Below are 22937 nucleotides of genomic sequence, written 5' to 3'. Positions count from 1 at the left end.
GGATGGCGGATTATCCGCAACGCTGCTGGTATATGGCGGGTTGGGCGGACGAACTGGGGGAGGGCGGTTTCTCGCGCGAGATCCGCGGCGAACGCCTGTTCGTGTTTCGCACCGCAGACGGCGTGGCGGCGCTGCGCGACCGCTGCCCACACCGTTTCGCGCCGCTCTCGCTGGGGACGCGCGATGGCGACAGGGTGGTCTGCGGCTATCACGGCCTGGCCTTCGCGCCCGACGGACGCTGCGTACATAATCCCTTCGCCGACCGGATTCCCGCCGGCGCGTCCGTCCCCGCCTTTCATCTGGTCGAGCGCGACGGCATCCTCTGGCTCTGGGGCGGTGATCGGCAGGATGCGGACGAAACGCTGATCCCGGACTTCGGCTTCATCCCCGACACGCGCGCCAGCCGCACTGTGCGCGGCTACACGCTGATGCAGGCGCAATATGAATATGGCACCGACAATCTCCTCGACCTCAGTCATATCGAATTCGTCCATAAGGGGACGTTCGCCGGGCAGGGGGTGATCTTCGCCGGGCGGCACAAGGCGCATATGCAGGGCGATACGCTGCACAGCGACTGGTGGATGCCCGGCATCGCGCCGCCGTCGGTCGCGCGCGGCCATGTGCCTGACGATGCGGTGGTCGACCATTGGCTGGAGATGCGCTGGAACGCCCCCGCCTCGATGCGGCTGATGGTCGGCGTCTGCCCGCATGGCGGCCCACGCGACACCGGGTTCGAAGTACCTCAGGCGCATATCCTGACCCCCGCCAACGATCATCAGAGCCATTATTTCTGGTCCTCTACCCGCTATGATGCGCTGGATTCGCCCGAAACCGACGCCGCGCTGCTCCGCCTGTTCGGCGAAGCCTTCGATCAGGAGGACAAGCCGATGATCGAGGCCGCCTATGCCAATATGGCCGGTTGCGACTTCTGGGCGGAAAAGCCGCTGTCGCTGGGCATCGACCAGGGCGGCACGCGGGCGCGGCGGCTGGTGGAGGCGATGATCGCGCGGGAGAAGGTGGATGGCTGACTTCACCTTCCACCATGGCGGCGTCAGCGTGCCCAGCCTGGACGAAGCGATCGACTGGTATGGCCGCGTGCTGGGCTTCACGGTCGAAAAACGCTTCCCCATTGCGGCGGCGCGGGCGCAGGCGGCGATGCTGCGCAAGGGGCCGCTGCGCTTCGAACTGTTTGAGGTGGAGGGCGCGGCGCCCCTGCCGGACGATCGGCGGCACCCGCCGTCCGACCTCAAGACCCATGGCAACAAGCATGTCGCCTTTCGCGTCGCGGACCTGGAGGATTTCCTGATCGAGATGGCGGCCAAGCAGGCCGACATCGCCTTCGTCGTGCGCGAGGCGTTCGGGAAGGGCTGCTTCCTGCGGGATTGCGCGGGCAATCTCATCGAATTTGTCGAGGAACCCGATGGCTGAACCGCGCCTGCGCTGCGGTCAATAGGTCGGTTCGATGCTTTCGGTTTGACCCCGTCCCGGCGCTCGGCCTTAACCTGCCTGCATAACAAGGAGAGGGCCGGCAATATGGCTGACGAGCAAGCCGCATGACAGACCATAGCGCCGCCACGGACGGCGATCCCGCGCCGGGCTTTCTGACCGGCTTTTCGCTGTTGCTGCCGATCACCCTGTCGACCATGGCGATCGTCCTGCTGGCGCCGATCCTGCCGCAACTGCTGGCCGATTTCAGCACGGTGCCGGCCCATGAATATTGGGTGCCGATGATCCTGACGATCCCGGCGCTGTGCGTCGCCTTCTTCTCGCCGCTGGCGGGGATGCTCGGCGATCGCTTCGGCCGCCGCCGCCTGCTGCTGCTCGCCTTCCTGCTCTATGCGCTGGTGGGGATTGCGCCGATCTTCCTGAAGAGCCTGCCCGCCATCCTGCTGTCGCGCGTTGGCGTGGGCCTCGCCGAAGCCGCGATCATGGTGCTGTCGACCACGATGATCGGCGATTATTACAGGGGCGCTGCGCGCGACAAATGGCTGGCGGCGCAGACTGCCTTCGCGTCGCTCTCGGCGCTGCTCTTCTTCAATCTGGGCGGGCAATTGGGCGCTTTTGGCTGGCGCACCCCCTTCTGGGCCTATGCTTCCGCGCTTGTCATGTTCGCGTTGGTGCTGCGCTTCACCTGGGAACCGCGTGGCGATGCGGCTGCGCGGGCGACGGTGGTGGGCGATGGCAACGGCTGGGCCGGCTTCCCCTGGCGGCGGATGGCGATGATTCTCGCCATCACCGTCTACGGCTCGGTCTTCTTCTACACGGTGCAGATCCAGGCGTCGTCGGGGCTGCACGCGCTGGGCCTCAGCGATCCGGCGCGCATCGGCTTCCTCACGTCGGTCGCCAGCATTGGCGTGCCGTTAGGCACCTTCCTCTATTCGCGCATCGGGCGCTGGCCGATCGGGCGGCTGTTGCTGCTCGAATTTGCGCTGCTGGCCGCGGGCTTTTGCGTCATGGGGCTGGCCCATGCGCCTGCCGGCTTCCTGATCGGCTGCTTCCTCAACCAGCTCGGTGCCGGCCTGCTGCTGCCGACGCTGCTGGTCTGGGCGATGAGTCTGCTGTCTTTCGAGATACGGGGGCGGGGCGCGGGCCTGTGGCAGAGCGCCTTCGCCTTCGGTCAGTTTCTCAGCCCCGTCATCGTGACATTGCTGTCGAAACAGGCGGGAAGTCTCGCCGGGGCCTTTGTCCTGCTGTCGCTGGGCGCATTGGCGGGGGCGGGGGCCGCGCTGGTCGCGCCCTTCCGGCGCGGCGAGCAGCCGGTGGGCGGAGCGATCGTCCATGGCTGACCGGCTGGCGGGCAAGCTGGCGGTCGTCGCTGGCGCGGGCAACGGCATCGGCCAGGGTTGCGCCCGGCTGTTCGCGGCGGAGGGCGCGACCGTGATCGGCGTCGATCGCAGCGGCGCCGACGAAGCCTGCGACCTGCTGGACGAGGGGGCGACCAACGCGCTGTTCCAGCGCATCGGCGCGGAACATGGCCGCATCGACATCCTGGTCAACGCCGCCGCCTTCGCGCATTTCGACTGGATCGAAGCGCTATCCTACGCCGACTGGAAAGCGACGCTGACGGGCGAACTGGACATCGTCTTCCTCGCCACCCGCGCAGCCTGGCCCTGGCTCAAGGCCAGCGGGCGCGCGTCGCTCATCAATTTCGGTTCGGCCAATGCGCGCCATGCGCTGGAAGGATCGCCCGCCCTGGCGCATTGCGCGGGCAAGGGCGGCGTGCTGGCCATGACCCGCCAACTCGCGATGGAAGGCGCGCCGCACGGCATCCGCGCCAACAGCATCGCGCCGGGCTTCATCCGCACCGCCGCGACGGCGCGGCACCTGGCCGCAGACCCGGCGTTTGAGGCGAAGGTGCTGGGCAAGAATATGCTGCAATATCTGGGCGAGCCGGACGATATCGGCTGGTGCGCGGTATGGCTGGCGTCGGACGAGGCACGCTATGTCACCGGCGCCGACATCGCCGTCGATGCCGGGGCGACCGCCTGGTAGCGGATTGATCCCGGCACCCCGTCAATATTCCTCGGCTAGCCGGTGTAACCCCGCGCCGATCGCCGCGCCGATCGCATCGGGCGAGTCGCCGTCCAGTTGCATCCGGCCGACCTTGATGCTGGTGTCGATCACATGGCGGCACCGGTCGAAGCGGCGCGCCTGATAGGCGGCCAGACCGGCTCCGACGGTGTCGGCCCGGTCCAGTTCCTCGGCCAGCACCAGCGCGCTTTCCACCGCCATCCCTGCGCCGCACGCCATGTGCGGCGTGGTGGCATGGACGGCGTCGCCCAGCAGTACGATCGCGCCGTCATGCCACGGCCCCGGCTGCAAGGCCGCGGCGAGCGGGCGATAGTTGATCCAGTCGTCGCGCGTCATATGGTCGCGAACCCATCCGGCATTGCCGCCGAAATCGGCCAGATTGTCGCGCAACTGGACGAACAGCTCCTCGTCGGTGAAATGTTGCGCGCGATGGACGTGCGGGGTCAGCATCCACAGATAGACCATCTCTGCGCCGCACCGGTTGATGCCAGCGGGCACCCGGTGTCCGAAATAAAATTCGCCCTTGGTCAGCGTCGGCGGGCGACGGATGGACAGGCGCCAGCATCCCTGGCCGGTCGGCTGCGCTTCGCCCATATGCGGGAAGGCCAGCCGCCGCACGCCCGAATAGATGCTGTCCGCGCCAACGACCAGGTCGAAATCCGCCTGCGCGCCATCGGTGAAGGTCACGTCCACGCCGCCGTCGTCCCGGTGGGCCAGCGCACGGACGGTCAGGCCCAGTCGGATGGCGATCGGCAGCGCCCGCACCCGCGTCTGCATGATGCGGTGCAATACCGGGCGCATGATCCCGCCGGTCGCGGGCAAGCCTTCCTCCAGCGCCGGCTCGTCCAGATCGTGCAGGCGCGTGCCGTCATAGCGAAAGATCGTCGCTCCCTCCGCGATCGCGCCCTGTTCCTTGATCGCGTCCAGCAGGCCCAGCCGCCGATAGGCGCGCAATGTAGGGCCGGTGATCGTGATGCCTGCGCCATAGACGCGCCATTGCGGGTCGATATCGATCAGCGTGACCTGCCCGCCCTGTTCGGCAAAGCGGATCGCTGCCGCCATGCCGCCGATGCCGCCGCCCACGATCAGGACGCGCTTGCCCGAAACCCAACCCGAAACCATCCCCGAAATCATGAATGCCACCCTCTCCGCACCATCTTCTCCGTTCCGGCTATCGGTCGGGCGCGGGCGGGCGGAAAACGCTTTGCCTCAATAGTTGCTATCGGGAGTGTGGATAGCAGCGGCGATCGTTTCGGACTCGTCCGCGTGGCGCAGATAGGTCGAATCCAGCAAATCAATGTGACTTTTTCGCCCCGCAGGCCAGAATTGGCCAAAATCAAATCATAGGGGAGAGAGACATGCGTAGTTTGTTGCTGGCCACCACCGCGATCGCCGGCATGATGGCGACCGCGCCGACGCCGGGCCTGACGCAGACCGCCGATCAGGGCGCGCAGGCTTCGGCCGGGCTGGACGAAATCGTCGTCACCGCGCAGCGCAAGTCGGAAAGCGCGCAGAAGGCCGCGATCGCGATCGACGCCGTCACCGGCGACACGCTGGTCCAGCAGGGCATCAGCAAGGCGGAGGATATCACGAAGAGCGTTCCGGCGATCACCATCACCAATGGGGGCGGGTCCAACACGTCCATCTTCATCCGCGGCGTCGGCAACATCACGTCGAGCAGCTATAACGATCCCGCCGTCACCCCCAGCTATGACGGCGTCGTGCTGGGCCGGGCGGCGGGCGCTTTCGGTTCCGCCTTCTACGACCTCGCCCGTGTCGAGGTGTTGAAAGGGCCGCAGGGCATCCTTTATGGCCGCAATGCCACCGGCGGCGCGGTCAACATCATCCCCGCGCGTCCCGAGCTGGGCAGGAACGGCGCGGGCTTCAACGTCTCCTTCGGCAATTATGACGCGGTCAATGTCGACGGCTATCTGAACCTGGCCACCAGCGACACCAGCGCCCTGCGCCTCGCCGCCACGCGCCAGGTGCATGACGGCTATAACCGCGACGGCAGCGACGACCTGAAGCGCACCGGCCTGCGCGGCCAGTTCCTGATCGAACCCAGCGACGATATTTCACTGCGCATCGGCGCGGACTGGACCAAGGTGGGCGGCGTCGGTCCCGGCGGCAGCTATATCGGCGCCTACACGCCCGGCCCGTCGGGCTACACTTTCACCCCCAGTGGTTTCGACGGGTCGGAGGGGTTCAACACCGACGCCGCCAACGCCTATCGCCAGACGCTGATCGGCGCGCCGGGCTTCGGTTTCCTCAACGCCATGAACCAGGACGCCTCGACTGACTTCACCTATTGGGGCATCAATGCGGAACTGAACTGGAAGACCGACATCGGCACCTTCACGCTGGTGCCCGCCTTTCGCAAGTCCACGGGCGAAAGCTATTTCTACGGCCCCGCCTTCAATACCGCCTATAACGCCGAAACCGACAAGCAATACAGCCTCGAGGCCCGCCTGGCCGGTTCCGTCGGCATGATGGACTATGTTCTCGGCGGCTTCTATTTCAACGAGACGATCGACGCGCAGAATGAATATAATCAGGAATTCGTGCTGCCGATCCAGTCCTACACGCACAAGACCAAAAGCTGGGCCGCCTTCGGTCAATTGACCGCCCATGTCAGCGATCGATTCCGTCTTGTCGGCGGCGCGCGCTATACCCGCGACAAGAAGTCGATGGACGGCATCATCAACAATTTCATCACCTTCTGCGGCGGCCTGCCGCCCGCCAACATCACCCCGCCGGCGTCCTTCGCCGCCGGATGCGCCGCGCCCAATGGCTTGCCGCGCTATCCCAATCTCCTGACCACCGGCGACACGGTCAACTGGCTGGCCAGCAACGGCTGGATCGCAGCGGGCAGCACCGACCAGGCCAATCCGCAGGTTTTCCCGCTGCTGAACGGTGTCGGCACCATCCTGAAAACCTATAATCCGGTGGTGGACAGCGGCACCTATTCACGGGTGACGTGGAAAGCCTCGGCGGAATTCGATCTCGGCCCGGCGAACCTGCTCTACGCCACGGTCGAAACCGGCTATCGCGCCGGCGGTTTCCAGCTGGCGGAGGGCAAGTCGAGCTATGATCCCGAATTCATCACCGCCTATACGGTGGGATCGAAGAACCGCTTCTTCAACAACCGCGTGCAGCTCAACGTCGAGGGCTTCTATTGGAAATATAAAGACCAGCAGATCACCTATTTCACCGTCGACACCAGTGGCACGCTCATCAATTCCAACGAAAATGCGGGCAAGTCGACGATCAAGGGCTTCGACGTCGATGCCATCGTGAAGGCGACGCCGACCACGACGCTCAACGCCAAGGTGCAATATCTCAAGGCCACCTATGACGACCTGCATCTCTACACCGCCTCGCCCCGCGACAATATCGCCTGTCCCTTCACCCTGACCGGCGCGACCGCAGGCGGTGCGCCGGTGAAGGACTTCAACTGTTCGGGCAAACCCTTGCTCTACTCACCCAAATGGACCGTCAATCTGGGCGCGGAACAGGTGGTGCCGCTGGGCCGTTCGCTCGAACTGGTCGGCAATGTCGCCACCGCCTGGCGTGACGACCAGTGGGGGGCGTTCGAATATCTCGATTTCGAACATATCCGCGCCTATTGGCAGACCGACCTCAACCTGACGCTGCGCGCGTCTGACGGCGGCTGGTCGCTGGGCGCGTTCCTCTACAATCTGGAAAACAAGCGCCGCATCGCCACGCCGCAACGCTCGCCGATCGGCATGGCGGTCGCCCGCTATACCGCGCCGCAGACCTATGGGGTGCGCTTCTCGGCGAACTTCTGACATCAAACGGCATAAGAGGAAAAGGGCAGGACCTGTGGTCCTGCTCTTAGCCCATTGGAAAGTTAGCCCATTGGAAAGGAAGCAGGATGCAGGTTGATCGACGGTCATTCATGGGTGGCGCCGGTGCATTGGGCGCGCTGGCGGTAGCGGGCGAGGCCACGGCCGCGCCCAGGGCGGGGCGCCCCAACATCCTCTTCATCATGGCCGACGATCTGGGCTATGCCGACCTGTCCTGCACCGGATCGCACCATATCCGCACCCCCGCGATCGACAGCATCGGCGCGCAGGGCATCATGCTGCGGCAGGGCTATGCCAATAGTTCGATCTGCTCGCCGACCCGCACCGCGCTGCTGACCGGCTGCTATCAATATCGCTTCCCCATAGGAATCGAAGAACCGCTTGGTCCCGCTGCGCCGGCGGGGATCGGCGTGCCGCTCGACCGCCCGACCATCGCTTCGGTTCTGCGCACGCAGGGTTATCGCACCAAGCTGGTGGGCAAATGGCATCTGGGCGAACCGCCCAAACATAGCCCGCTACATCATGGCTATGACGAATTTTTCGGTATCGTCGAAGGCGCGGCCGATTATTTCCGCCATCATATGGTGATGGGCGGCAAGGATGTCGGCATCGGCCTGGCGCAGGGTGACACGCCGATCGAACGCAATGGCTATCTCACCGACCTGTTCGGGGACGAGGCGGTCAAAACGATCGAGGCGGAAAGCGACAAGCCCTTCTTCCTCAGCCTGCATTTCAACGCGCCCCACTGGCCATGGGAAGGGCGCGAGGATGCGGCCGTCGCGCCGACGCTCGGCGCATCTTTCCATTATAATGGCGGCAGCCTCGCCAAATATAGGGAAATGGTGGAGGCGATGGACCAGAATGTCGCCAAGTTGCTGGCCGCGCTGGACCGCAGCGGCAAGGCCGACAACACGATCGTCATTTTCACCAGCGATAATGGCGGCGAGCGTTTTTCGGAAACCTGGCCTTTTACCGGGGTGAAGGGGGAATTGCTGGAAGGCGGCATCCGCGTCCCGCTGATGCTGCGCTGGCCGGCCGCGATCGCCGCTGGCTCGCAATCCGATCAGGTCATGATCTCGATGGACTTCCTGCCTACGCTGCTGGCGATGGCGGGCGGCGATGTGGCGAAGGCCGGCACGTTCGACGGGGTCGACCTGTCGGCGCAACTCAAGGGGCAGGCATCGCCGCTCACCCGCTCGCTCTACTGGCGATACAAGGGCAATGGCCAGGCCGCGCTGCGTGCAGGCGACTGGAAATATCTCAAACTGGGCGGGAAGGAGCATCTCTTCGATCTGGCCGCGGATGAACGGGAGCGCGCAGACCATGCCAGCGACGATCCGGCCCGGCTTCAGGCGATGCGGCTGCAATGGGACGCATGGAACGCACAGATGCTGCCCTATCCGCTGGGCAGCTTCAGCGAGGATGTGCGGGACCATTATGCGGATCGGTATTAAGCCATGACCATCATCGTGACGGGCGCAGGCGGTTTCGTCGGCCGACAGCTGGTACAGCGGCTGCTGGCGGCTGGCGAGGCTGTCGTCGGCATGGACGCCGCGCCGGGCGGTATCCCGGCTGGCGCGCGCGCGGTCGTGGGCGACCTGTGTTCTGCGGCGGTCCGGGCGGAGGCGTTGCGCGACGGATGCCGCGCGGTCGTCCATCTCGCCACCGTGCCGGGCGGCGCGGCGGAGGCCGATTCTGCCGCCTCGCGCCGGGTCAATATCGACGCCATGTACGACCTGCTGGGTGACGCCAAGGCCGCGGGCGACCGGCCGCGCATCGTCTACGCCAGTTCGATCGCGGTATTCGGCGACCCGCTACCCGTGTCGGGCGTGGACGACCACACACCGCTCGCGCCGCGCATGATCTATGGCGGGCACAAGGCGATGATGGAGGTCGCAATCGCGATGATGCATCACCGCGGCGAGATCGACGGGGTCAGCGTCCGCCTGCCCGGCATCCTCGCCCGGCCCAAGGGGCCGTCGGGCATGAAGTCCGCTTTCATGAGCGATCTGTTCCATGCCTTGCGGGCGGGAGAGAGCTTCGTCTGCCCGGTATCGGCGGAGGCGACGATCTGGGCGCAATCGGTCAGCCGTTGTGCCGACAATCTGGTTCATGCGCTGACGATGGACGCGGCGCTCATGCCGCCGACGCGGGTCGTTACCCTGCCGGCGCAGCGCATCGCGATGGGCGACCTCGCCGCCGAAATCGCCCGCCAATGCGCCGTCTCGACCGACCTGGTCGCCTATCGCCCCGACCCGGCGCTGGAAGCCGCCTTCGGATCGAATCCACCGCTCGCGACGCCGGCTGCCGACCGCGCGGGCTTTGCCCATGACGGCGACCCTGCTACGCTGGTCGCCAACGCGCTGGCGGTCATAGCGGCAGGCTGAAGGAGAGAGACGATGCGGTTCGATCGGCTGGACCTCAACCTGCTGGTGGCGCTCGACGCGCTGCTCAGCGAACGCAGCGTCAGCCTGGCGGCGGATCGCATCTGCCTGTCGCAATCCGCCACCTCGTCGGCGCTGGGGCGACTGCGCGAATATTTCGCCGACGACCTGCTGGTGCAGAAGGGGCGGCAGATGGTCCTGACCGCCCGTGCCGAAGGGCTGGTCGATCCGGTGCGCGCGGTCCTGGAGCAGATCCGCTCGACCATCGCCGTGCCGCCGCCCTTTGACCCCGCGACGTCGGACCGCAGCATTCGCATCATGGCGTCGGACTATATCACCGAAGTCCTGCTGGCGTCGGCGATGACCGACCTGCAACGCGAAGCGCCGGGGATGCGTTTCGAAATCCAGTCGCTGACCGAAGTCCTGCTGGAATCGCTGGAGCGCGGCGCGGTCGATCTGCTCGTCACCATCGACTATGCGATCTCCGCCGATCATCCCAGCCAGATCCTGTTCGAGGACGATTATGTCGTCGTCGGCTGGAACGGCAATCCCGCCATGGCCAGGCAGATGACCAAGGAACTCTATTTCGAGCTGGGCCATGTCACCGCCCGCTTCGGCCGCGCGCGCGTGTCCGCGTTCGAAGACTGGTTCGTGCGGCGGCAGAAGCGCCAGCGCCGCATCGAAATCGTGACCCACAGCTTCCTGTCGATGCCCGGCCTCGTCATCGGCTCCAACCGCATCGCCACCATGCACCGGCGACTGGCGACGCGAATGGCGGACTATCTGCCGCTCACTTTGCACGAAGTACCGATGGACATCCCGCCGATCCGCGAGGCGATCCAGTGGCATATCTCCAGCAACAACGACCCGGCGATCCGCTGGGTGGTGGAACGGATCGTCGCCGGCGCGCAGGCGCCTGCCGTGCCAGTCAGGGATGACGGCATCCTCTCGCTCGACGAAGCCCGCATCGCGCGGCAGGAACTGGCCGCCCAGTTCCTGAGCGATTCCACGCCCAAGGGGCGCGGCTGACCGATCAGTCTGCGCTGTCGAACGCGGCGCGCGCCTGTTCGATCGCGGTGCCGCTGGCCTGCACCCAGGCGAGCAGGCGCCGCGCTTCCCCGACCAGCCCGTCACCCAGCGGCGTCAAGGCATAGCCGACCCTGGGCGGCACGTCCGCGCTCACCGATCGCGCCACCAGGCCGTTGCGCTCCAGCTGACGCAGCTTGAGCGTCAGCACCCGCTGCGAAATCTTTCCCTCCGCGCTCAGCCGGTCGAGCAGGCGCCGCAATTCGGCATGGCGGAAGGGCGCGATGGCCAGCAGCAACAGGATCAGCATCGACCATCGATCGCCCAGCAGCCCGAACACCGTGCGGATCGGCGCATCGCGCTCCGCCCCATGCTCCGCCATGTCGCGGGCTAGCATGGTCAGGCCGTCGCGGCAGGCGGGATCGAAATCGTCGAAATCGGACATCGGTCAACAGATTATGACGGCACAAAAAAGTGCCGTCTTCTCCCCTCTGCCGACCATATTATGATGCTTTTCCAGAAGATCAATCACAGGAGAGGGCGATGGGGTCCGATGCGATCCGTCTGGACGGAAAAGTGGCGATCGTCACCGGCGGGGCCGGCGGCATAGGGGCGGCGACGGCGCGGCTGATGACCGATCGCGGCGCGCGTGTCGTGATCGCGGACATCGCGCAGAACGCGGCGCAGGCGCTGGCCGACAGCCTGCCCGGCGCCATCGCGATCCCGCTGGATCTGGAAAGCGAAGAGTCGATCGAGGCGCTGGTCGCCGCCGTGGTCGCCCAATGCGGCCGGCTCGACATTCTGCACAATAATGCCGCCTTGCTCGGCCCCGACATCGCCCGGCTGGATGGCGATATCGAACATATGGGCACAGCCCTGTGGGACCGCAGCTATGCCGTCAATGTGCGCGGCACCATGATCGCCTGCCGCGCCGCCCTGCCGCATCTGCGCGCCACGCGCGGCAATATCGTCAACACCGTCAGCAATCTGGCGCTCCAGGGCCATCTGATCCAGGCCGCCTACAGTTCGTCCAAGGCGGCCATCATCCAGATGACCCGATCGATCGCCGCCAGCCATGGCGCGCATGGCGTGCGCTGCAATGCGGTCGCGCCGGGCATGACGATGACGCCCGCGCTGCGCGACGCCTTCCCGCCGGCATTGCGCGCTGCGGTGGAAGCGGAAACGCTGCGCGACCGTCTGGGCGCGCCGGAGGATATTGCCGAGGCGGTCGCCTTCCTCGCCTCCGACGCCGCGCGCAACATCACCGGGCAGTTGCTGGTCGCCGATGGCGGCTGCGCCTCCCATGTGCCGGGCATCGCCCAATTCCGCGCCTTTTTCGGAGATCACGCATGAGCATCCACGACATCGTCGTCATGGGCGGCGGCCATAATGGCCTGACCGCGGCCGCCTATATGGCCAAGGCGGGCAAGAAGGTGCTGGTCCTCGAACGCAAGCCGCATTTCGGTGGCGGCGTATCGACGCGGGAACTGATCGCGCCCGGCTACTGGCATGACGAACACAGCAATGTGCATATCATGATCCAGGGCAATCCCATGATCCGCGAGGATGAACTGGGCCTGTTGTCCAAATTCGGGCTGGAATATATCTATCCCGAACTGCCGCATGTCAGCATCTGGGATGATGGCACGGTGATGCGGACCTGGAAGGATCTCGACCGCACCTGTCAGGAGATCGCCCAATACAGCCCGCGCGACGCCGAAGCCTATCGCAGGTTCGTCGGCATCAGCCAGAGCGTGCTGCCGATGTTCATGTCGGGCCTTTACGCGCCACCCTTCCCGATGGGCGCCTTCGTCGCGATGATGGACCAGTCGGACGAGGGCCGCTTCCTGCTCGACGTGATGCAGCGCTCCGCGCTCGACGTCGCCAACCAATATTTCGAAAGCGACCGGCTCAAGATCCACATCGTCCGCCTCATCACCGAAAATCTCCAGATGCCGGACGAACTGGGCACCGGCATGGGCGTGCTGCTGATGCCCGGCATCATCCACACCTATGGCGTGTCGATGCCCAGGGGCGGATCGGGCGAACTCAGCAAAGCGCTGGTCCGCGCGATCGAGCATATGGGCGGCGAAGTCCGCTGTAACGCGGAGGTGAAGCGGGTCATCGTCTCGTCGGGCAAGGCGGTCGGGCTGGAGATGACCGACGGCGAACCCATCATGGCGAAGGACGGCGTGATCGGCGCGATCCATCCCCATGTGCTGCGCCGCTTCGTCAGCGAAACGCCCGAACCCGTCCTGCAACGGGCCGAACGGGTCACGCCGTCGACCTTCTCCATCAACCTGCTGCACATGGCGTTGAAGGAGAAGGCCAAGCTGCGCTGGGCCGAAGGGGAGGGCGGGGTGATGACCGAACTACTCCAGACCCACAGGATGCGCGACATGCTGCTCGACTATGACCATCTGCGCCGGGGCGTCGTGCCGCCGCGCCGCCTGATCGCGGGCGGCGACAACACGACCAACGATCCCAGCCGCGCGCCCGCAGGTGGCGGCGTCTTCTACGGCGTGACCTTCGCGCCCTACGACCTGCACGAAGGCGGCCCGACCGCCTGGGATCGGATGAAGGAGGAGATCGCCCAGGAAAGCTTGGCGCAATATCGCCTCTTCTACAGCAACCTGGACGAGGATAATATCATCGGCACGCTGGTCCGCTCGCCGCTGGACCATGAACGCGACAGCCCGGCCAGCTTCGTCAAGGGCGACATCCATGGCTGCGCGCCCTTCATGTACCAGACGGTCGGGCATCGCCCGACGCCGGATCTGGGCCATTTCCGGGTGCCGGGCATCGAAAGCCTCTATCTGGTCGGCCCCTTCATGCATCCGGGCGGCGGCGTCTTCGGCGCGGGCCGTGCGACCGCGATCCAGATGATGGACGACATGGGTATCGATTATGACAAGGTCTGCGCAGGAGCCGTGCAATGACGAACGCAACCAGCAAGGCCCCCGTCATGAAAATCCTCGACGCGCAGGACAAGGAATTGATGACCGTCCGCAAGATCGAGCGGGAGGGCGACGCCCTCATCATCCGCGGCAAGATTTTCGGCGCGATGCCGATGGTCGCGAAACTGACCCCGGCAGAGGCGCGCGCCGCGCTCAGGCTGCTCGACTGGCGCACGATCCTGTTCCTGCTGACGATATTGTTCCGCAAGGGTTGAACCCTTGGGAGGCTGCTATTGGCGGGGCCGATAGCAGCCTCCCATGAAATGCGTTTCCGGGCGACAGCCCCCGTCCGCATAGTGACGATCAGGATGAGGGAGTTGTCATGAGCATATTGGGCGTCGAAAGCGCGATCTTCGGGGTGGCGGATCTGGCGGAACATACCCGCTTCTGGACCGATTTCGGCCTGCCGGTGGAGATGGCGAGCGAAGATGAGGCGACATTTCGCCTGGCATCCGGCTCGCGCGTCATCCTCTACCGCCATGGCGATTCCCGCCTGCCCGCGCCCGATCCCTTCCCCGGCGACGGATTGAAGGAAACCATATGGGGCGTTGAAAGTGCGCAGGCGCTGGAGCAGGTCGCCGCCAGCCTCGCCACCGAAGTCGATGTCCGCCGCGACGCCGACGGGACGGTCCATTGCACCTGCCCCGACGGCCAGCCGATCGGCCTGCGGGTATGGGCGAAGCGCCCGGTGGTCAGCGAAGCCAGCCCGGTCAACACGCCCGGCCACTATCCCCGCTTCAACCAGCATCGCATCTGGCGCCGCCGCGCCCTTCCCAAGACGATCAACCATGTCGTCTTCTTCTCGCCCGACTATGTCGGCAGTTTCGAATTTTACGAACGCCATATGGGTTTCCGCTATGTCGACCATAGCAAGGGCACCGGCATCTTTTCCCGTGCGCCCGGCACCTTCGAACATCATTCCATCTTCTGGGTGAATTGCGACCTGCCGATCGCGCCCGATCATTTCAAGTTCATGCACATCGCCTTCGGCATGGACGATATCGACGAAGTCATGCTCGGCGCCAACATCATGGAAGCCAGGGGCTGGAAGAACCAGACGATGAACAGCAGCGGCGGGATTTCGCGCCACCGCATTTCGTCGGCCATCTATTATTATTGCGACATGCCGGGGAAGGCGGGGGAGGCGGAATATCACGCCGACACCGATTATCTGGATGATAATTGGGTGCCGCGCGCCTGGGATTTTCGTTTCGGCTCGCTGCTCTGGTCGAACAATGCCCCGCCCATCTTCCGCGGCGACAACATCCCATGGGACATGGCCTTTGACGCCGATCGCACCAGTTTCGAACCCTTTCGCAAGACCGGCCCCGGGCGACTGCCGGTCACCGGCAAGCTCGCCGAAATCAGCGAGGCGGACGAACATGCGCTGTGACGAGCGTGCGCGCTGCCCATGATGCCCGATCGCCGAGCCGCAGACGCGCCGATCTTCTTTGCGATTCTGCAAGTCGTCGGCTGTTTCGGTCGACTTCGGAATGGTCTAGGCATCCGCCATGCGCAGCGACCCACCCCATCGCCGGATCGGCATCATCGGCACCGGCCGCGTCGCCCGCGCCATGGCGCGGGCTTTGCAAGCCCGGACGGCCGATCCGATGCTGGTCTGGGGCCGCGACCCGGTCCGGCGCGACGCCATGGTTGCCGGGATCGGCCACGCCCAGGCCGCGCATGAACTGACGACGATCGCGTCCGCCTGCGACCTGATCCTGATCGCCGTGTCGGACGACGCCATTCCCGATCTGGTCGAGGCCCTGGCGCAGCAACTGTCCGAAGACGCCACGCCTTTCATCCTCCATCTCAGCGGCGGCAGCGGCGCGGCGCTCCTTGCGCCACTGGCGCAGCGCGGCGCCCTGACTGCGGCGGTGCATCCGGCCATGACCTTCACCGGCGATCCCGAACGGGAAGTCGCCCGCATGGTCGGCGCCCGCTTCGTCGTCACTGCAGACACGCACCCGGCGGTCCTGGCCGCAAAGGCTCTGGTCGCCCTGCTCGGCGGCGTCGCGGAGCAGGTGGGGGAGGCGCAGCGTCCGCTCTACCACGCCGCGCTTTGCCATGCCGCCAACCATCTGGTGACGCTGATCGCCGGCGCGGGCGACGCGCTGACGGCGGCCGGCATCGCCGACCCCGGCGCGCTCCTCGGTCCGCTCGTTCGCGCGGCGCTCGACAACGGCCTCGACCGGGGCATGACCGCCTTGTCCGGGCCGTTGCTGCGGGGCGACGGCGACACCATCGCCAGTCATCTGGCCGCGCTGTCGGCTGACAGCCCGCACCTGCTCCCCGCCTATCGTGCCATGGCGATAGCGACACTCGACGCGCTGGAGCGGTCCGGCGCGCAGCCCGCGACCATGTTACGACAGGAACTGGCCTCCGACACATAAGTAGCGCGCGCCTGCATCCTCTCTTGAAGGACGCGTCGCTGCCAAGCTATGCCTTGCGGGACACAGGGAAGGATGATGCGTGGCCAAATCGCCGACGAACATGCAGGGCAAGGCGGGCGGACGGGCTGGTGAAGCGGAGGAGACTCGCCTCAACATATTGGACGTCGCTACGCTGGAGTTCGCCGACAAGGGGTTGAGCGGCGCGCGCATAGACGAGATCGCCGATCGCACCGATGCGTCCAAGCGGATGATCTATTATTATTTCGGCAGCAAGGAAGGCTTGTACCGCGCCGTGCTGGAGCGCGCTTACACCGCGGTGCGGGAGATCGATGCGGATAATACGCGCAGCGACCTGGCCCCCGACGCGGCCTTGCGCGATGTGGTCGGCGCGACCTTCGACTATCACCACCAGCATCCCGAATTCGTGCGGCTGGTGATGAACGAGAATATCCTGCGCGGCGCGCACATCGGCGAGATTCCCGGCATCCGCGAACGCAATCGCAAGGTGGTGGAACAGTTGCGCAACATTCTGGCGCGCGGTGTCGCCAGCGCCCATTTCCGCGAAGGCATCGACCCGCTGGAACTGCATATGACGATCAGCGCGCTCTGCTTCTACAATGTCTCGAATCGCTATACCGTCTCCTACGGTTTCGAACGCGACGTCACTGCGCCCAAGGTGCTGGCGCGGCGGCGCACCAATGTCATCGACATCATCGAAAGCTGGTGCCGGGCCTGAGTGGGTGGCTTGCCGCCGTCTGAAACTGACATGCTGAACGGTATCGAGAGCGGGCTGCGTCTAACCGGACGCAAGACGCACGCTCCAGTTTTTTCGCATCGTTTTTAGCGGGAAACCGGTTCGCACTTTTCGGCACGATGCTTTAGCTGCGCTGCAATGCGTCAGGCGGGATAACACAGCGTCGATTGCCGCTCTCCCCACAGGCGGCCATGGTTCAGTCTCGCTCCATGATGATGCGCATCGTCATCGGGCTTGCCATCGCAATCCCCGATGATATCAATGTACGAAATAGTTAGCACAAGAATCATGAACGGGAGAGGATTATGCTTAGGCGGATCACGCTATCTTTGGGTCTGGCGCTATTGGCGGCGCAGGGTCCGCTCCTTGCCCAGCCACCATCCCCCGCCACCGCGCCTGAACCGGCGCTGGGCGATCCGATGCCCGACCGTATTCTGACCCTGGCCAACGGCGTCACGGTCAATGCGGACATCGTCTATTCCGTCATTCCCGGCTACCGTCCGATCACGCTCGACCTTTACCGCCCGTCCGCCGCCAGCGGCCCGCTGCCGCTCGTCCTCTACATCCATGGCGGCGGCTGGGCGAACGGCCATACGCGCCAGTCCGGCGCCTTCAGCGATTTCCCCGCGGTCCTGGCCGACCTGTCGGCGCGGGGTTATATCGTCGCCTCGCTCGAATATCGCCTGTCGAAGGAAGCGCCGTTCCCCGCCGCGATCGACGATGTCCGCACCGCCATTCGCTTTCTGCGCGCCAATGCCGCGCGCTTCGGGCTGGACGGGGGCAAGGTGGCCGTCTGGGGCGGATCGGCCGGCGGCCAGCTCGCGGCGCTTGCTGCGCTCCAGTGCGGCAGCGCGCCGACCGGCGAGGACAAGAGCAACCCCGGCCAGAGCGACTGCGTGCAAGCCGGGGCGGGCTGGTACGGCGTCTATGATTTCGCCACTATGCCGCAGGCGATCGCCGGCGCGGAAAACGCCTATCTCGACTGCGTGAAGCCCGATTGCCCGGCCGATCGCGTCAGGGCCGCCAGTCCCGCGGCCCATGTCGACGCCAAAGACCCGCCGATGCTGCTGATCCACGGCACCGACGACAAGGTCGTGCCCGCCGCCCAGTCGCAGCAGCTCGCCGCGGCGCTGAAGGCGGCCCATGTCCCCGTCACGCTGGAGATCATCCCCGGCGTCGGCCATAGCTGGATCGGCGCGGATGCGGCGGCGACCCGCGCCGCCTCGCTGCGCGCGCTCGACCTCACCTTCCGCTTCTTCGACACGCAACTGAAGGGCAAGAAATAATGCGCCGCTTGCTGCTGGCTCTGGGGCTCCTGCTTTCCGCGCCCGCTTCGGCCCAGATCGTCGATCGGTCCGCTGGCGACCCCATCCGCACGACCGATGGCCTGGTGGCGGGCAAGCTGCTGGCGTCGGGCGTGCGCGCCTGGCTGGGCGTCCCCTTCGCCGCGCCGCCGGTGCGCGATCTGCGCTGGCGCGCGCCGCAGCTGCACGCGCGCTGGGACGGCGTCTGGAACGCCGATCGCTTTGCGCCGGAATGCATCCAGCCGCTGCGGGCCCGCAATATCAACCATTATTTCGGGGAGGAAGCGACCAGCGAGGATTGTCTCTACCTCAACATCTGGGCGCCGCCCGGCCCCGCGCCCGCAGGCGGCTATCCGGTCGTCGCCTGGATCTATGGCGGCGGCTTCAACATCGGTTCGGCCTCCATGGCCAATTATGCGGGCGACGCCCTTGCGGCCAAGGGCGTCGTCTATGTCGCCATCGCCTATCGTGTCGGGCCGTTGGGCTTTCTGGCCCACCCCGCACTCAGCGCCGAAAATGGTGGCAAGTCGGGCAATTACGGCCTGAAGGATCAGGTCGCCGCGCTCCAGTGGATCAAGGCCAATATCGCCGGTTTCGGCGGCGATCCGGGCAATGTGACGATCGCGGGCCAGTCCGCCGGATCGATGTCGGTCTCGTTGCTGCAAGCCAGCCCGGCGACCAAAGGCCTGTTCCAGCGCGCCGTCGGCATGAGTGGCGGCGCATTTGGTGGCATCGGCACGCCCGTCCCGCTCAAGGACGCCGAAGTCGAAGGCCTCGCGCTGCAACAGGCGCTGGGCGCGCAGTCGATCGAACAGATGCGCGACCTGCCCGCCGACCAGTTGATCGCCCGCGCCGCGTCGGTGCGCCGCCGTCCGATCGTGATCGACGGCGATGTGGTGGCGGAAACCCCCGCCAGCGCCTTTGCGGCCGGACGCCAGCATGACGTGCCGCTGCTGCTTGGCTTCACCCGCGATGAAAGCTTCCGGTCGCTGGGGCCGGTCGCCACCGTAGCGGACTATGAATCCGCCGTCCGCCGCGCCTTTCCGGCCAATGCCACGACGATCCTGCAACGCTATCCCGCGCGCACGCCGGACGAAGCGCGAAGGCAGGCGCGCGACATCGAACGCGACTCCACCCTCAACGCCCAGATGGCGCAATGGGCGCTGGCGCAGGCCGCTACCGGCAAGGCGCCGGTCCACGCCTGGTTCTTCACCCGCGTTCATCCCTATCGCCCTGGCGTTTCCTTCGCCGACCATGATCCCGCGACCGTGGGTGCCTATCATTCGGCGGACGTCCCTTATTGGCTCGGCACGCTGGACAGCCTCAACCGTTTCCGCATCACCCGCGACTGGACCGCGGTGGACCAGAGCCTGTCCACCGAGATGATGGATCGCCTGATCGCCTTCGCCCGCACGGGCGACCCCGGGCCGAACTGGCCCGCCTTCACGCGCGCCAGGTCCAAGGCGCTGGAACTGGGCGACACGCGCGCCGTCATCCCCTGGCCGCATTTCGCCGACTGGCCGTTGTTCGGCGACGCCCCGCCGCCGGCCGATCGTCCGCGGATCAGGGACTGATGGCGATGATCAACCGACGGTATGTGCTCACCAGCCTAGGCGGGGTGATCGCAGCATCCGCTCTGCCGGCGAGGGCATGGGCGGCGACCGACGCGCCGGGCCTGGATTTCGTCTATGAAGCCATCGTCACGCTGGAACCCACCCAAGAGTTCGGCCCGACCCCGCTCGGCACCCGCAGGCGCATCCCCATCACCGGCGGCACCTTCGCCGGTCCCCGCATCCGGGGCGTCGTACTGGCGGGCGGCGCGGACTGGCAGTTGCAGCGCGCCGACAACTGGACCGTGATAGAGGCGGATTATATGATGCGCACCGATGACGGCACGCCGATCCACGTCCGCAATGTCGGCCTGACCAACAGCCGCGTCTCCGCCGCCCCCAGTCGCTATCTGCGCACCGTCCCCAGCTTCGAAGCGCCCACCGGCCCGCACGACTGGCTCAACCAGGCGATCTTCATCGGCACGCTTGGCCCGCCGCCCGAAGACGCGCCCAAGCCGTCTGTACGCATCCGCGTCTATCGCGTCACATGAGGCGGGGGTCGATCCTCGCCGGTGCGGCGCTGCTGGCGCTGGCGGGCTGCGCGACGACATCGCCCGCGCCACCATCCACCACCGCCTGCGCCCCAACCGCGCAGTTCAGCTTCGTCTGCGGCGCAAACAAGCCCGAAGACCTTGCCCATATCCCGGCAACCCCCTGGGTGATCGCCAGCGGATTTGCGACCGGATCGGGGCTGAAACTGATCGACAGCCGCACCCGCCGCGCCAGCCTCTGGTTCACCGCCTCATCCGATCAGGTCACGCCCGAACCCCGCTATCCCGATTGCGCCACGCCGCCCGATCCCGCGCTGTTCACCGCCCGCGGCCTCAGTCTGCGCATGACTGAAGCGGGGCAGGGGCGGCTGCTGGTCGTCAATCATGGCGGGCGCGAAGCGATCGAGGTTTTCGCGATCGACGCGCGCGGGCTGGCTGCGCCGACCCTGCGCTGGCAGGGTTGTCTCGCCATGCCGCCGGGCCATGTCGCCAATGCCGTCGCCTCCTATGCCGACGGCACGGTCATCGCCACGGTGCTGACGCGCCCCGGCACCAGCATCACCGATTTCGTCCTTGGTCGCATCACCGGCGGCGTCTATGAACGCGGCCCGCAGGACAGCGCCTTCCGCCTGCTGCCCGGCACGCAGTCGCCCGGCAATAACGGGCTGGAAACGGCGCGTGACGATAGCGGCTTCTACGTCATCGCCTTCGGCCTGCGCGATGTGGTCGCCTATGCGCGCCACGATACGCGCCAGCCGCTCTGGCGCGCGCAGGCGCCCGAATTCATGCCCGACAATATCCATTGGGACGGCGACCGGCTGCTGCTCGCCGGCATGGTGCGCGAAGAACCGGCCTGCGGCGGCCTGCGTAAAATCGTCAATGGCGTGGCCGATGGCATGTTGTGCCATCGCGGCTATGCCGTGGCACAGCTCGACCCGGAAACCCGCCGCTTTTCTCTGGTCGCCTATGGCCCGCCCGACCCGGTCTTCAACGGCGTATCGGCGGCGGTGATGCTGGGCGACGATCTGTGGCTCGGCTCCTATCAGGCGGACCGGATCGCGATCCGGCGCCTGTCCTATCTGTTGCCGTAAATTTGTATGAACTAGTTCGTACATTTCTCTTGCCGAAACATCCGGCTTGGCATAGAAGCGAATCTGCAAGATCGGGAAACATATCCCGACTGATGGGGAGGATCGGCCAGTGACGGCCCAGTGCAGCATCTATCGTCCGAACGCCCGTCCGTCCGACACTGCGGTCATGGCCCCTTGCGCATCGACGCCGGCATGAGGGCGTCCGCACATTCCGACGGACTGCTCCGCCCCACCCGCGCGCGCATCGGCGTGCTGGCGCTCATCAGCGTCGCCACCTTGCTCAACTATATGGACCGTGCCGTCATGGGCGTCGCCGCCCCCTCGCTGACCGCGGAACTCCATATCTCGCCGGAAATGATGGGCTTCATCTTCTCTGCCTTCTCCTGGACCTATGCCGCGTCGCAAATCCCCGGCGGCCTGCTGCTCGACCGGCTCGGCACGCGCATCACCTATGCCGGATCGCTGATCCTCTGGTCCTTTTTCACTTTGCTCCACGGCATAGCCGGCAATGTGGCGATGTTGTTCGGCTTCCGCCTGGCGCTGGGCATGGCGGAAGCACCTTGCTACCCGTGCAACAGCCGCATTCTCAGCAGTTGGTTCCCGCAGGATGAACGGGCGCGGGCCAACTCCGTCTATGCCGTGGGGCAATATGCGGGTCTCGCCTTCTTCAGCCCCGTCCTCTTCTGGGTGGTGGGCAGCTTCGGCTGGCGCGCCCTGTTCCTGATCGCCGGCGCGCTCGGCATGGCGTTCGGCCTGCTCATGTATGCCCGTTATCGCGATCCGGCCGACAGCCGCCGCGTCAACGCCGCCGAACTCGCCTATATCGAGGCGGGCGGGGGCGTGGCCATCGCTGGCAAGGACGAAAAAATCCCCTTCTCCTGGGCCAATGTCCGCAAACTGATGGGCAAGCGCCAGATATTGGGGGCGTCGATCGGCCAGTTTTGCGGCAATTCGACGCTGGTCTTCTTCCTGACCTGGTTCCCGACCTATCTGGCGACCGAGCGCGGCATGGACTGGCTCAAGTCCGGCACCTTCGCCGTCCTGCCCTATATCGCCGCCTCGGCCGGCGTCTTGCTGGGCGGGCAGGTGTCCGACATGCTGATCCGCCGCACCGGCTCCGCCAATATCGGGCGCAAGCTGCCGATCGTCGCGGGCCTGCTGCTGGCCTCCACCATCGTCGCGGCCAATTTCGTTCAGAGCAACACGCTGGTCATCGCCATCATGTCGATCGCCTTTTTCGGCCAGGGCATGGTCAATCTGGGCTGGACCCTGATTTCCGATGTCGCCCCGCGCCAATATATCGGCCTGACCGGCGGCGTCTTCAATCTCTGCGCCAATCTGGCCGGCATCGTCACGCCGATCGTGGTCGGGCTGATCGTGGGGCAGACCGGCTCCTTCTACTTCGCGCTCGCCTTCATCGGCATACTCGCGCTGGTCGGGGCCGCGGCCTATATTTTCATCGTAGGGGATGTACGCCGGGTCGAACTGGACTGACGAATATAGGGGGCAGGAAGGCCACGCAAAAACAGGGGCAAAGCCTCGGGTCGCATTAATTCATGTACGAACTAG

21 protein-coding genes are annotated in these 22937 nt (G+C 65.8%); 19 read left to right on the top strand and 2 right to left on the bottom strand.

What is annotated here, in order from left to right; all coding sequences use genetic code 11:
- The first annotated feature begins 2 nt into the window (after positions 1-2).
- From SBA_RS20310 to SBA_RS20295, 4 genes are all read left to right on the top strand, one after another.
- Entirely contained in the window at positions 3-1028 is a 1026-nt protein-coding gene (locus SBA_RS20310; protein ID WP_261937440.1) for an aromatic ring-hydroxylating dioxygenase subunit alpha, read from the top strand.
- Positions 1021-1428 (top strand): VOC family protein, encoded by a 408-nt coding sequence (locus SBA_RS20305; RefSeq protein WP_261937439.1) that lies wholly within the window; start codon positions 1021-1023, stop codon positions 1426-1428. The genes SBA_RS20310 and SBA_RS20305 overlap by 8 nt, the downstream gene beginning before the upstream one ends.
- A gap of 125 nt (positions 1429-1553) precedes the next feature.
- Positions 1554-2786: an MFS transporter gene (locus SBA_RS20300; protein ID WP_261937438.1), complete on the top strand. Its 1233-nt coding sequence runs from the start codon at positions 1554-1556 to the stop codon at positions 2784-2786.
- Positions 2779-3492 (top strand): SDR family NAD(P)-dependent oxidoreductase, encoded by a 714-nt coding sequence (locus SBA_RS20295; protein ID WP_261937437.1) that lies wholly within the window; start codon positions 2779-2781, stop codon positions 3490-3492. Before SBA_RS20300 ends, SBA_RS20295 begins: the two co-directional genes overlap by 8 nt.
- A 21-nt stretch (positions 3493-3513) precedes the next feature.
- Here SBA_RS20295 and SBA_RS20290 read toward each other — a convergent pair whose 3' ends face one another.
- Positions 3514-4665: an FAD-dependent monooxygenase gene (locus SBA_RS20290; protein WP_261937436.1), complete on the bottom strand. Its 1152-nt coding sequence runs from the start codon at positions 4663-4665 to the stop codon at positions 3514-3516.
- Between the two features lie 224 nt (positions 4666-4889).
- Between SBA_RS20290 and SBA_RS20285 the strand changes: the two genes are divergently transcribed.
- The 4 genes from SBA_RS20285 (at position 4890) to SBA_RS20270 (ending at position 10771) form a co-directional block, all read left to right on the top strand.
- Positions 4890-7340 (top strand): TonB-dependent receptor, encoded by a 2451-nt coding sequence (locus SBA_RS20285; RefSeq protein ID WP_261937435.1) that lies wholly within the window; start codon positions 4890-4892, stop codon positions 7338-7340.
- A gap of 86 nt (positions 7341-7426) precedes the next feature.
- Positions 7427-8812, top strand: coding sequence for a sulfatase family protein (locus SBA_RS20280; RefSeq protein WP_261937434.1), 1386 nt, complete (start codon positions 7427-7429; stop codon positions 8810-8812).
- Between the two features lie 3 nt (positions 8813-8815).
- Entirely contained in the window at positions 8816-9745 is a 930-nt protein-coding gene (locus SBA_RS20275) for an NAD-dependent epimerase/dehydratase family protein (RefSeq protein ID WP_261937433.1), read from the top strand.
- A gap of 12 nt (positions 9746-9757) precedes the next feature.
- A complete protein-coding gene (locus SBA_RS20270) occupies positions 9758-10771 on the top strand; it encodes a LysR family transcriptional regulator (protein WP_261937432.1) in 1014 nt (337 codons plus the stop codon).
- A gap of 4 nt (positions 10772-10775) precedes the next feature.
- Here SBA_RS20270 and SBA_RS20265 read toward each other — a convergent pair whose 3' ends face one another.
- Positions 10776-11213 (bottom strand): winged helix-turn-helix transcriptional regulator, encoded by a 438-nt coding sequence (locus SBA_RS20265; protein ID WP_224547054.1) that lies wholly within the window; start codon positions 11211-11213, stop codon positions 10776-10778.
- Between the two features lie 98 nt (positions 11214-11311).
- Between SBA_RS20265 and SBA_RS20260 the strand changes: the two genes are divergently transcribed.
- The 11 genes from SBA_RS20260 (at position 11312) to SBA_RS20210 (ending at position 22862) form a co-directional block, all read left to right on the top strand.
- Positions 11312-12121 carry an SDR family NAD(P)-dependent oxidoreductase gene (locus SBA_RS20260; protein WP_261937431.1) on the top strand — a complete coding sequence of 270 codons (810 nt, stop codon included), beginning with the start codon at positions 11312-11314 and terminating at the stop codon, positions 12119-12121.
- Entirely contained in the window at positions 12118-13707 is a 1590-nt protein-coding gene (locus tag SBA_RS20255; RefSeq protein ID WP_261937430.1) for a phytoene desaturase family protein, read from the top strand. The genes SBA_RS20260 and SBA_RS20255 overlap by 4 nt, the downstream gene beginning before the upstream one ends.
- Complete coding sequence (locus SBA_RS20250) at positions 13704-13940, top strand: hypothetical protein (RefSeq protein ID WP_261937429.1); 237 nt, start codon at positions 13704-13706, stop codon at positions 13938-13940. The genes SBA_RS20255 and SBA_RS20250 overlap by 4 nt, the downstream gene beginning before the upstream one ends.
- Before the next feature lie 107 nt (positions 13941-14047).
- On the top strand, positions 14048-15118 hold the full coding sequence (locus tag SBA_RS20245) for a VOC family protein (RefSeq protein WP_261937428.1): 1071 nt from the start codon (positions 14048-14050) through the stop codon (positions 15116-15118).
- Between the two features lie 118 nt (positions 15119-15236).
- Positions 15237-16118, top strand: a complete 882-nt coding sequence (locus tag SBA_RS20240) for a Rossmann-like and DUF2520 domain-containing protein (protein WP_261937427.1) — start codon at positions 15237-15239, stop codon at positions 16116-16118.
- Between the two features lie 79 nt (positions 16119-16197).
- On the top strand, positions 16198-16854 hold the full coding sequence (locus tag SBA_RS20235; RefSeq protein ID WP_224547046.1) for a TetR family transcriptional regulator: 657 nt from the start codon (positions 16198-16200) through the stop codon (positions 16852-16854).
- A 323-nt stretch (positions 16855-17177) separates the two neighbouring features.
- Positions 17178-18158: an alpha/beta hydrolase gene (locus SBA_RS20230; RefSeq protein WP_261937426.1), complete on the top strand. Its 981-nt coding sequence runs from the start codon at positions 17178-17180 to the stop codon at positions 18156-18158.
- Positions 18158-19750: a carboxylesterase/lipase family protein gene (locus SBA_RS20225; protein ID WP_261937425.1), complete on the top strand. Its 1593-nt coding sequence runs from the start codon at positions 18158-18160 to the stop codon at positions 19748-19750. The genes SBA_RS20230 and SBA_RS20225 overlap by 1 nt, the downstream gene beginning before the upstream one ends.
- The gene (locus SBA_RS20220) at positions 19750-20277 is read left to right on the top strand and encodes a DUF3237 domain-containing protein (protein ID WP_261937424.1); all 528 of its coding nucleotides are present in this window, start codon (positions 19750-19752) and stop codon (positions 20275-20277) included. Before SBA_RS20225 ends, SBA_RS20220 begins: the two co-directional genes overlap by 1 nt.
- Positions 20274-21368 (top strand): hypothetical protein, encoded by a 1095-nt coding sequence (locus SBA_RS20215; protein ID WP_261937423.1) that lies wholly within the window; start codon positions 20274-20276, stop codon positions 21366-21368. The genes SBA_RS20220 and SBA_RS20215 overlap by 4 nt, the downstream gene beginning before the upstream one ends.
- A 192-nt stretch (positions 21369-21560) precedes the next feature.
- Positions 21561-22862: an MFS transporter gene (locus SBA_RS20210; protein WP_261937422.1), complete on the top strand. Its 1302-nt coding sequence runs from the start codon at positions 21561-21563 to the stop codon at positions 22860-22862.
- Positions 22863-22937 lie beyond the last annotated feature (75 nt).

Origin of the sequence: Sphingomonas bisphenolicum (genome assembly GCF_024349785.1) — a bacterium.
GTDB lineage: Bacteria > Pseudomonadota > Alphaproteobacteria > Sphingomonadales > Sphingomonadaceae > Sphingobium > Sphingobium bisphenolicum.
The sequence above is the reverse complement of the archived record's forward strand: the minus strand, read 5'-3'. Positions and strand labels throughout refer to the sequence as shown.

What these genes read in the sequence shown, in the direction of transcription:
- SBA_RS20275 (WP_261937433.1), top strand. Translation starts at nt 8,816, where the DNA reads ATGACCATCATCGTGACGGGCGCAGGCGGTTTCGTCGGCCGACAGCTG.
- SBA_RS20285 (WP_261937435.1), top strand. Translation starts at nt 4,890, where the DNA reads ATGCGTAGTTTGTTGCTGGCCACCACCGCGATCGCCGGCATGATGGCG.
- SBA_RS20220 (WP_261937424.1), top strand. Translation starts at nt 19,750, where the DNA reads ATGGCGATGATCAACCGACGGTATGTGCTCACCAGCCTAGGCGGGGTG.
- SBA_RS20290 (WP_261937436.1), bottom strand. Translation starts at nt 4,665, where the DNA reads ATGATTTCGGGGATGGTTTCGGGTTGGGTTTCGGGCAAGCGCGTCCTG.
- SBA_RS20225 (WP_261937425.1), top strand. Translation starts at nt 18,158, where the DNA reads ATGCGCCGCTTGCTGCTGGCTCTGGGGCTCCTGCTTTCCGCGCCCGCT.
- SBA_RS20240 (WP_261937427.1), top strand. Translation starts at nt 15,237, where the DNA reads ATGCGCAGCGACCCACCCCATCGCCGGATCGGCATCATCGGCACCGGC.
- SBA_RS20245 (WP_261937428.1), top strand. Translation starts at nt 14,048, where the DNA reads ATGAGCATATTGGGCGTCGAAAGCGCGATCTTCGGGGTGGCGGATCTG.
- SBA_RS20250 (WP_261937429.1), top strand. Translation starts at nt 13,704, where the DNA reads ATGACGAACGCAACCAGCAAGGCCCCCGTCATGAAAATCCTCGACGCG.
- SBA_RS20295 (WP_261937437.1), top strand. Translation starts at nt 2,779, where the DNA reads ATGGCTGACCGGCTGGCGGGCAAGCTGGCGGTCGTCGCTGGCGCGGGC.
- SBA_RS20255 (WP_261937430.1), top strand. Translation starts at nt 12,118, where the DNA reads ATGAGCATCCACGACATCGTCGTCATGGGCGGCGGCCATAATGGCCTG.
- SBA_RS20305 (WP_261937439.1), top strand. Translation starts at nt 1,021, where the DNA reads ATGGCTGACTTCACCTTCCACCATGGCGGCGTCAGCGTGCCCAGCCTG.
- SBA_RS20310 (WP_261937440.1), top strand. Translation starts at nt 3, where the DNA reads ATGGCGGATTATCCGCAACGCTGCTGGTATATGGCGGGTTGGGCGGAC.
- SBA_RS20300 (WP_261937438.1), top strand. Translation starts at nt 1,554, where the DNA reads ATGACAGACCATAGCGCCGCCACGGACGGCGATCCCGCGCCGGGCTTT.
- SBA_RS20260 (WP_261937431.1), top strand. Translation starts at nt 11,312, where the DNA reads ATGGGGTCCGATGCGATCCGTCTGGACGGAAAAGTGGCGATCGTCACC.
- SBA_RS20265 (WP_224547054.1), bottom strand. Translation starts at nt 11,213, where the DNA reads ATGTCCGATTTCGACGATTTCGATCCCGCCTGCCGCGACGGCCTGACC.
- SBA_RS20230 (WP_261937426.1), top strand. Translation starts at nt 17,178, where the DNA reads ATGCTTAGGCGGATCACGCTATCTTTGGGTCTGGCGCTATTGGCGGCG.
- SBA_RS20215 (WP_261937423.1), top strand. Translation starts at nt 20,274, where the DNA reads ATGAGGCGGGGGTCGATCCTCGCCGGTGCGGCGCTGCTGGCGCTGGCG.
- SBA_RS20210 (WP_261937422.1), top strand. Translation starts at nt 21,561, where the DNA reads ATGAGGGCGTCCGCACATTCCGACGGACTGCTCCGCCCCACCCGCGCG.
- SBA_RS20280 (WP_261937434.1), top strand. Translation starts at nt 7,427, where the DNA reads ATGCAGGTTGATCGACGGTCATTCATGGGTGGCGCCGGTGCATTGGGC.
- SBA_RS20270 (WP_261937432.1), top strand. Translation starts at nt 9,758, where the DNA reads ATGCGGTTCGATCGGCTGGACCTCAACCTGCTGGTGGCGCTCGACGCG.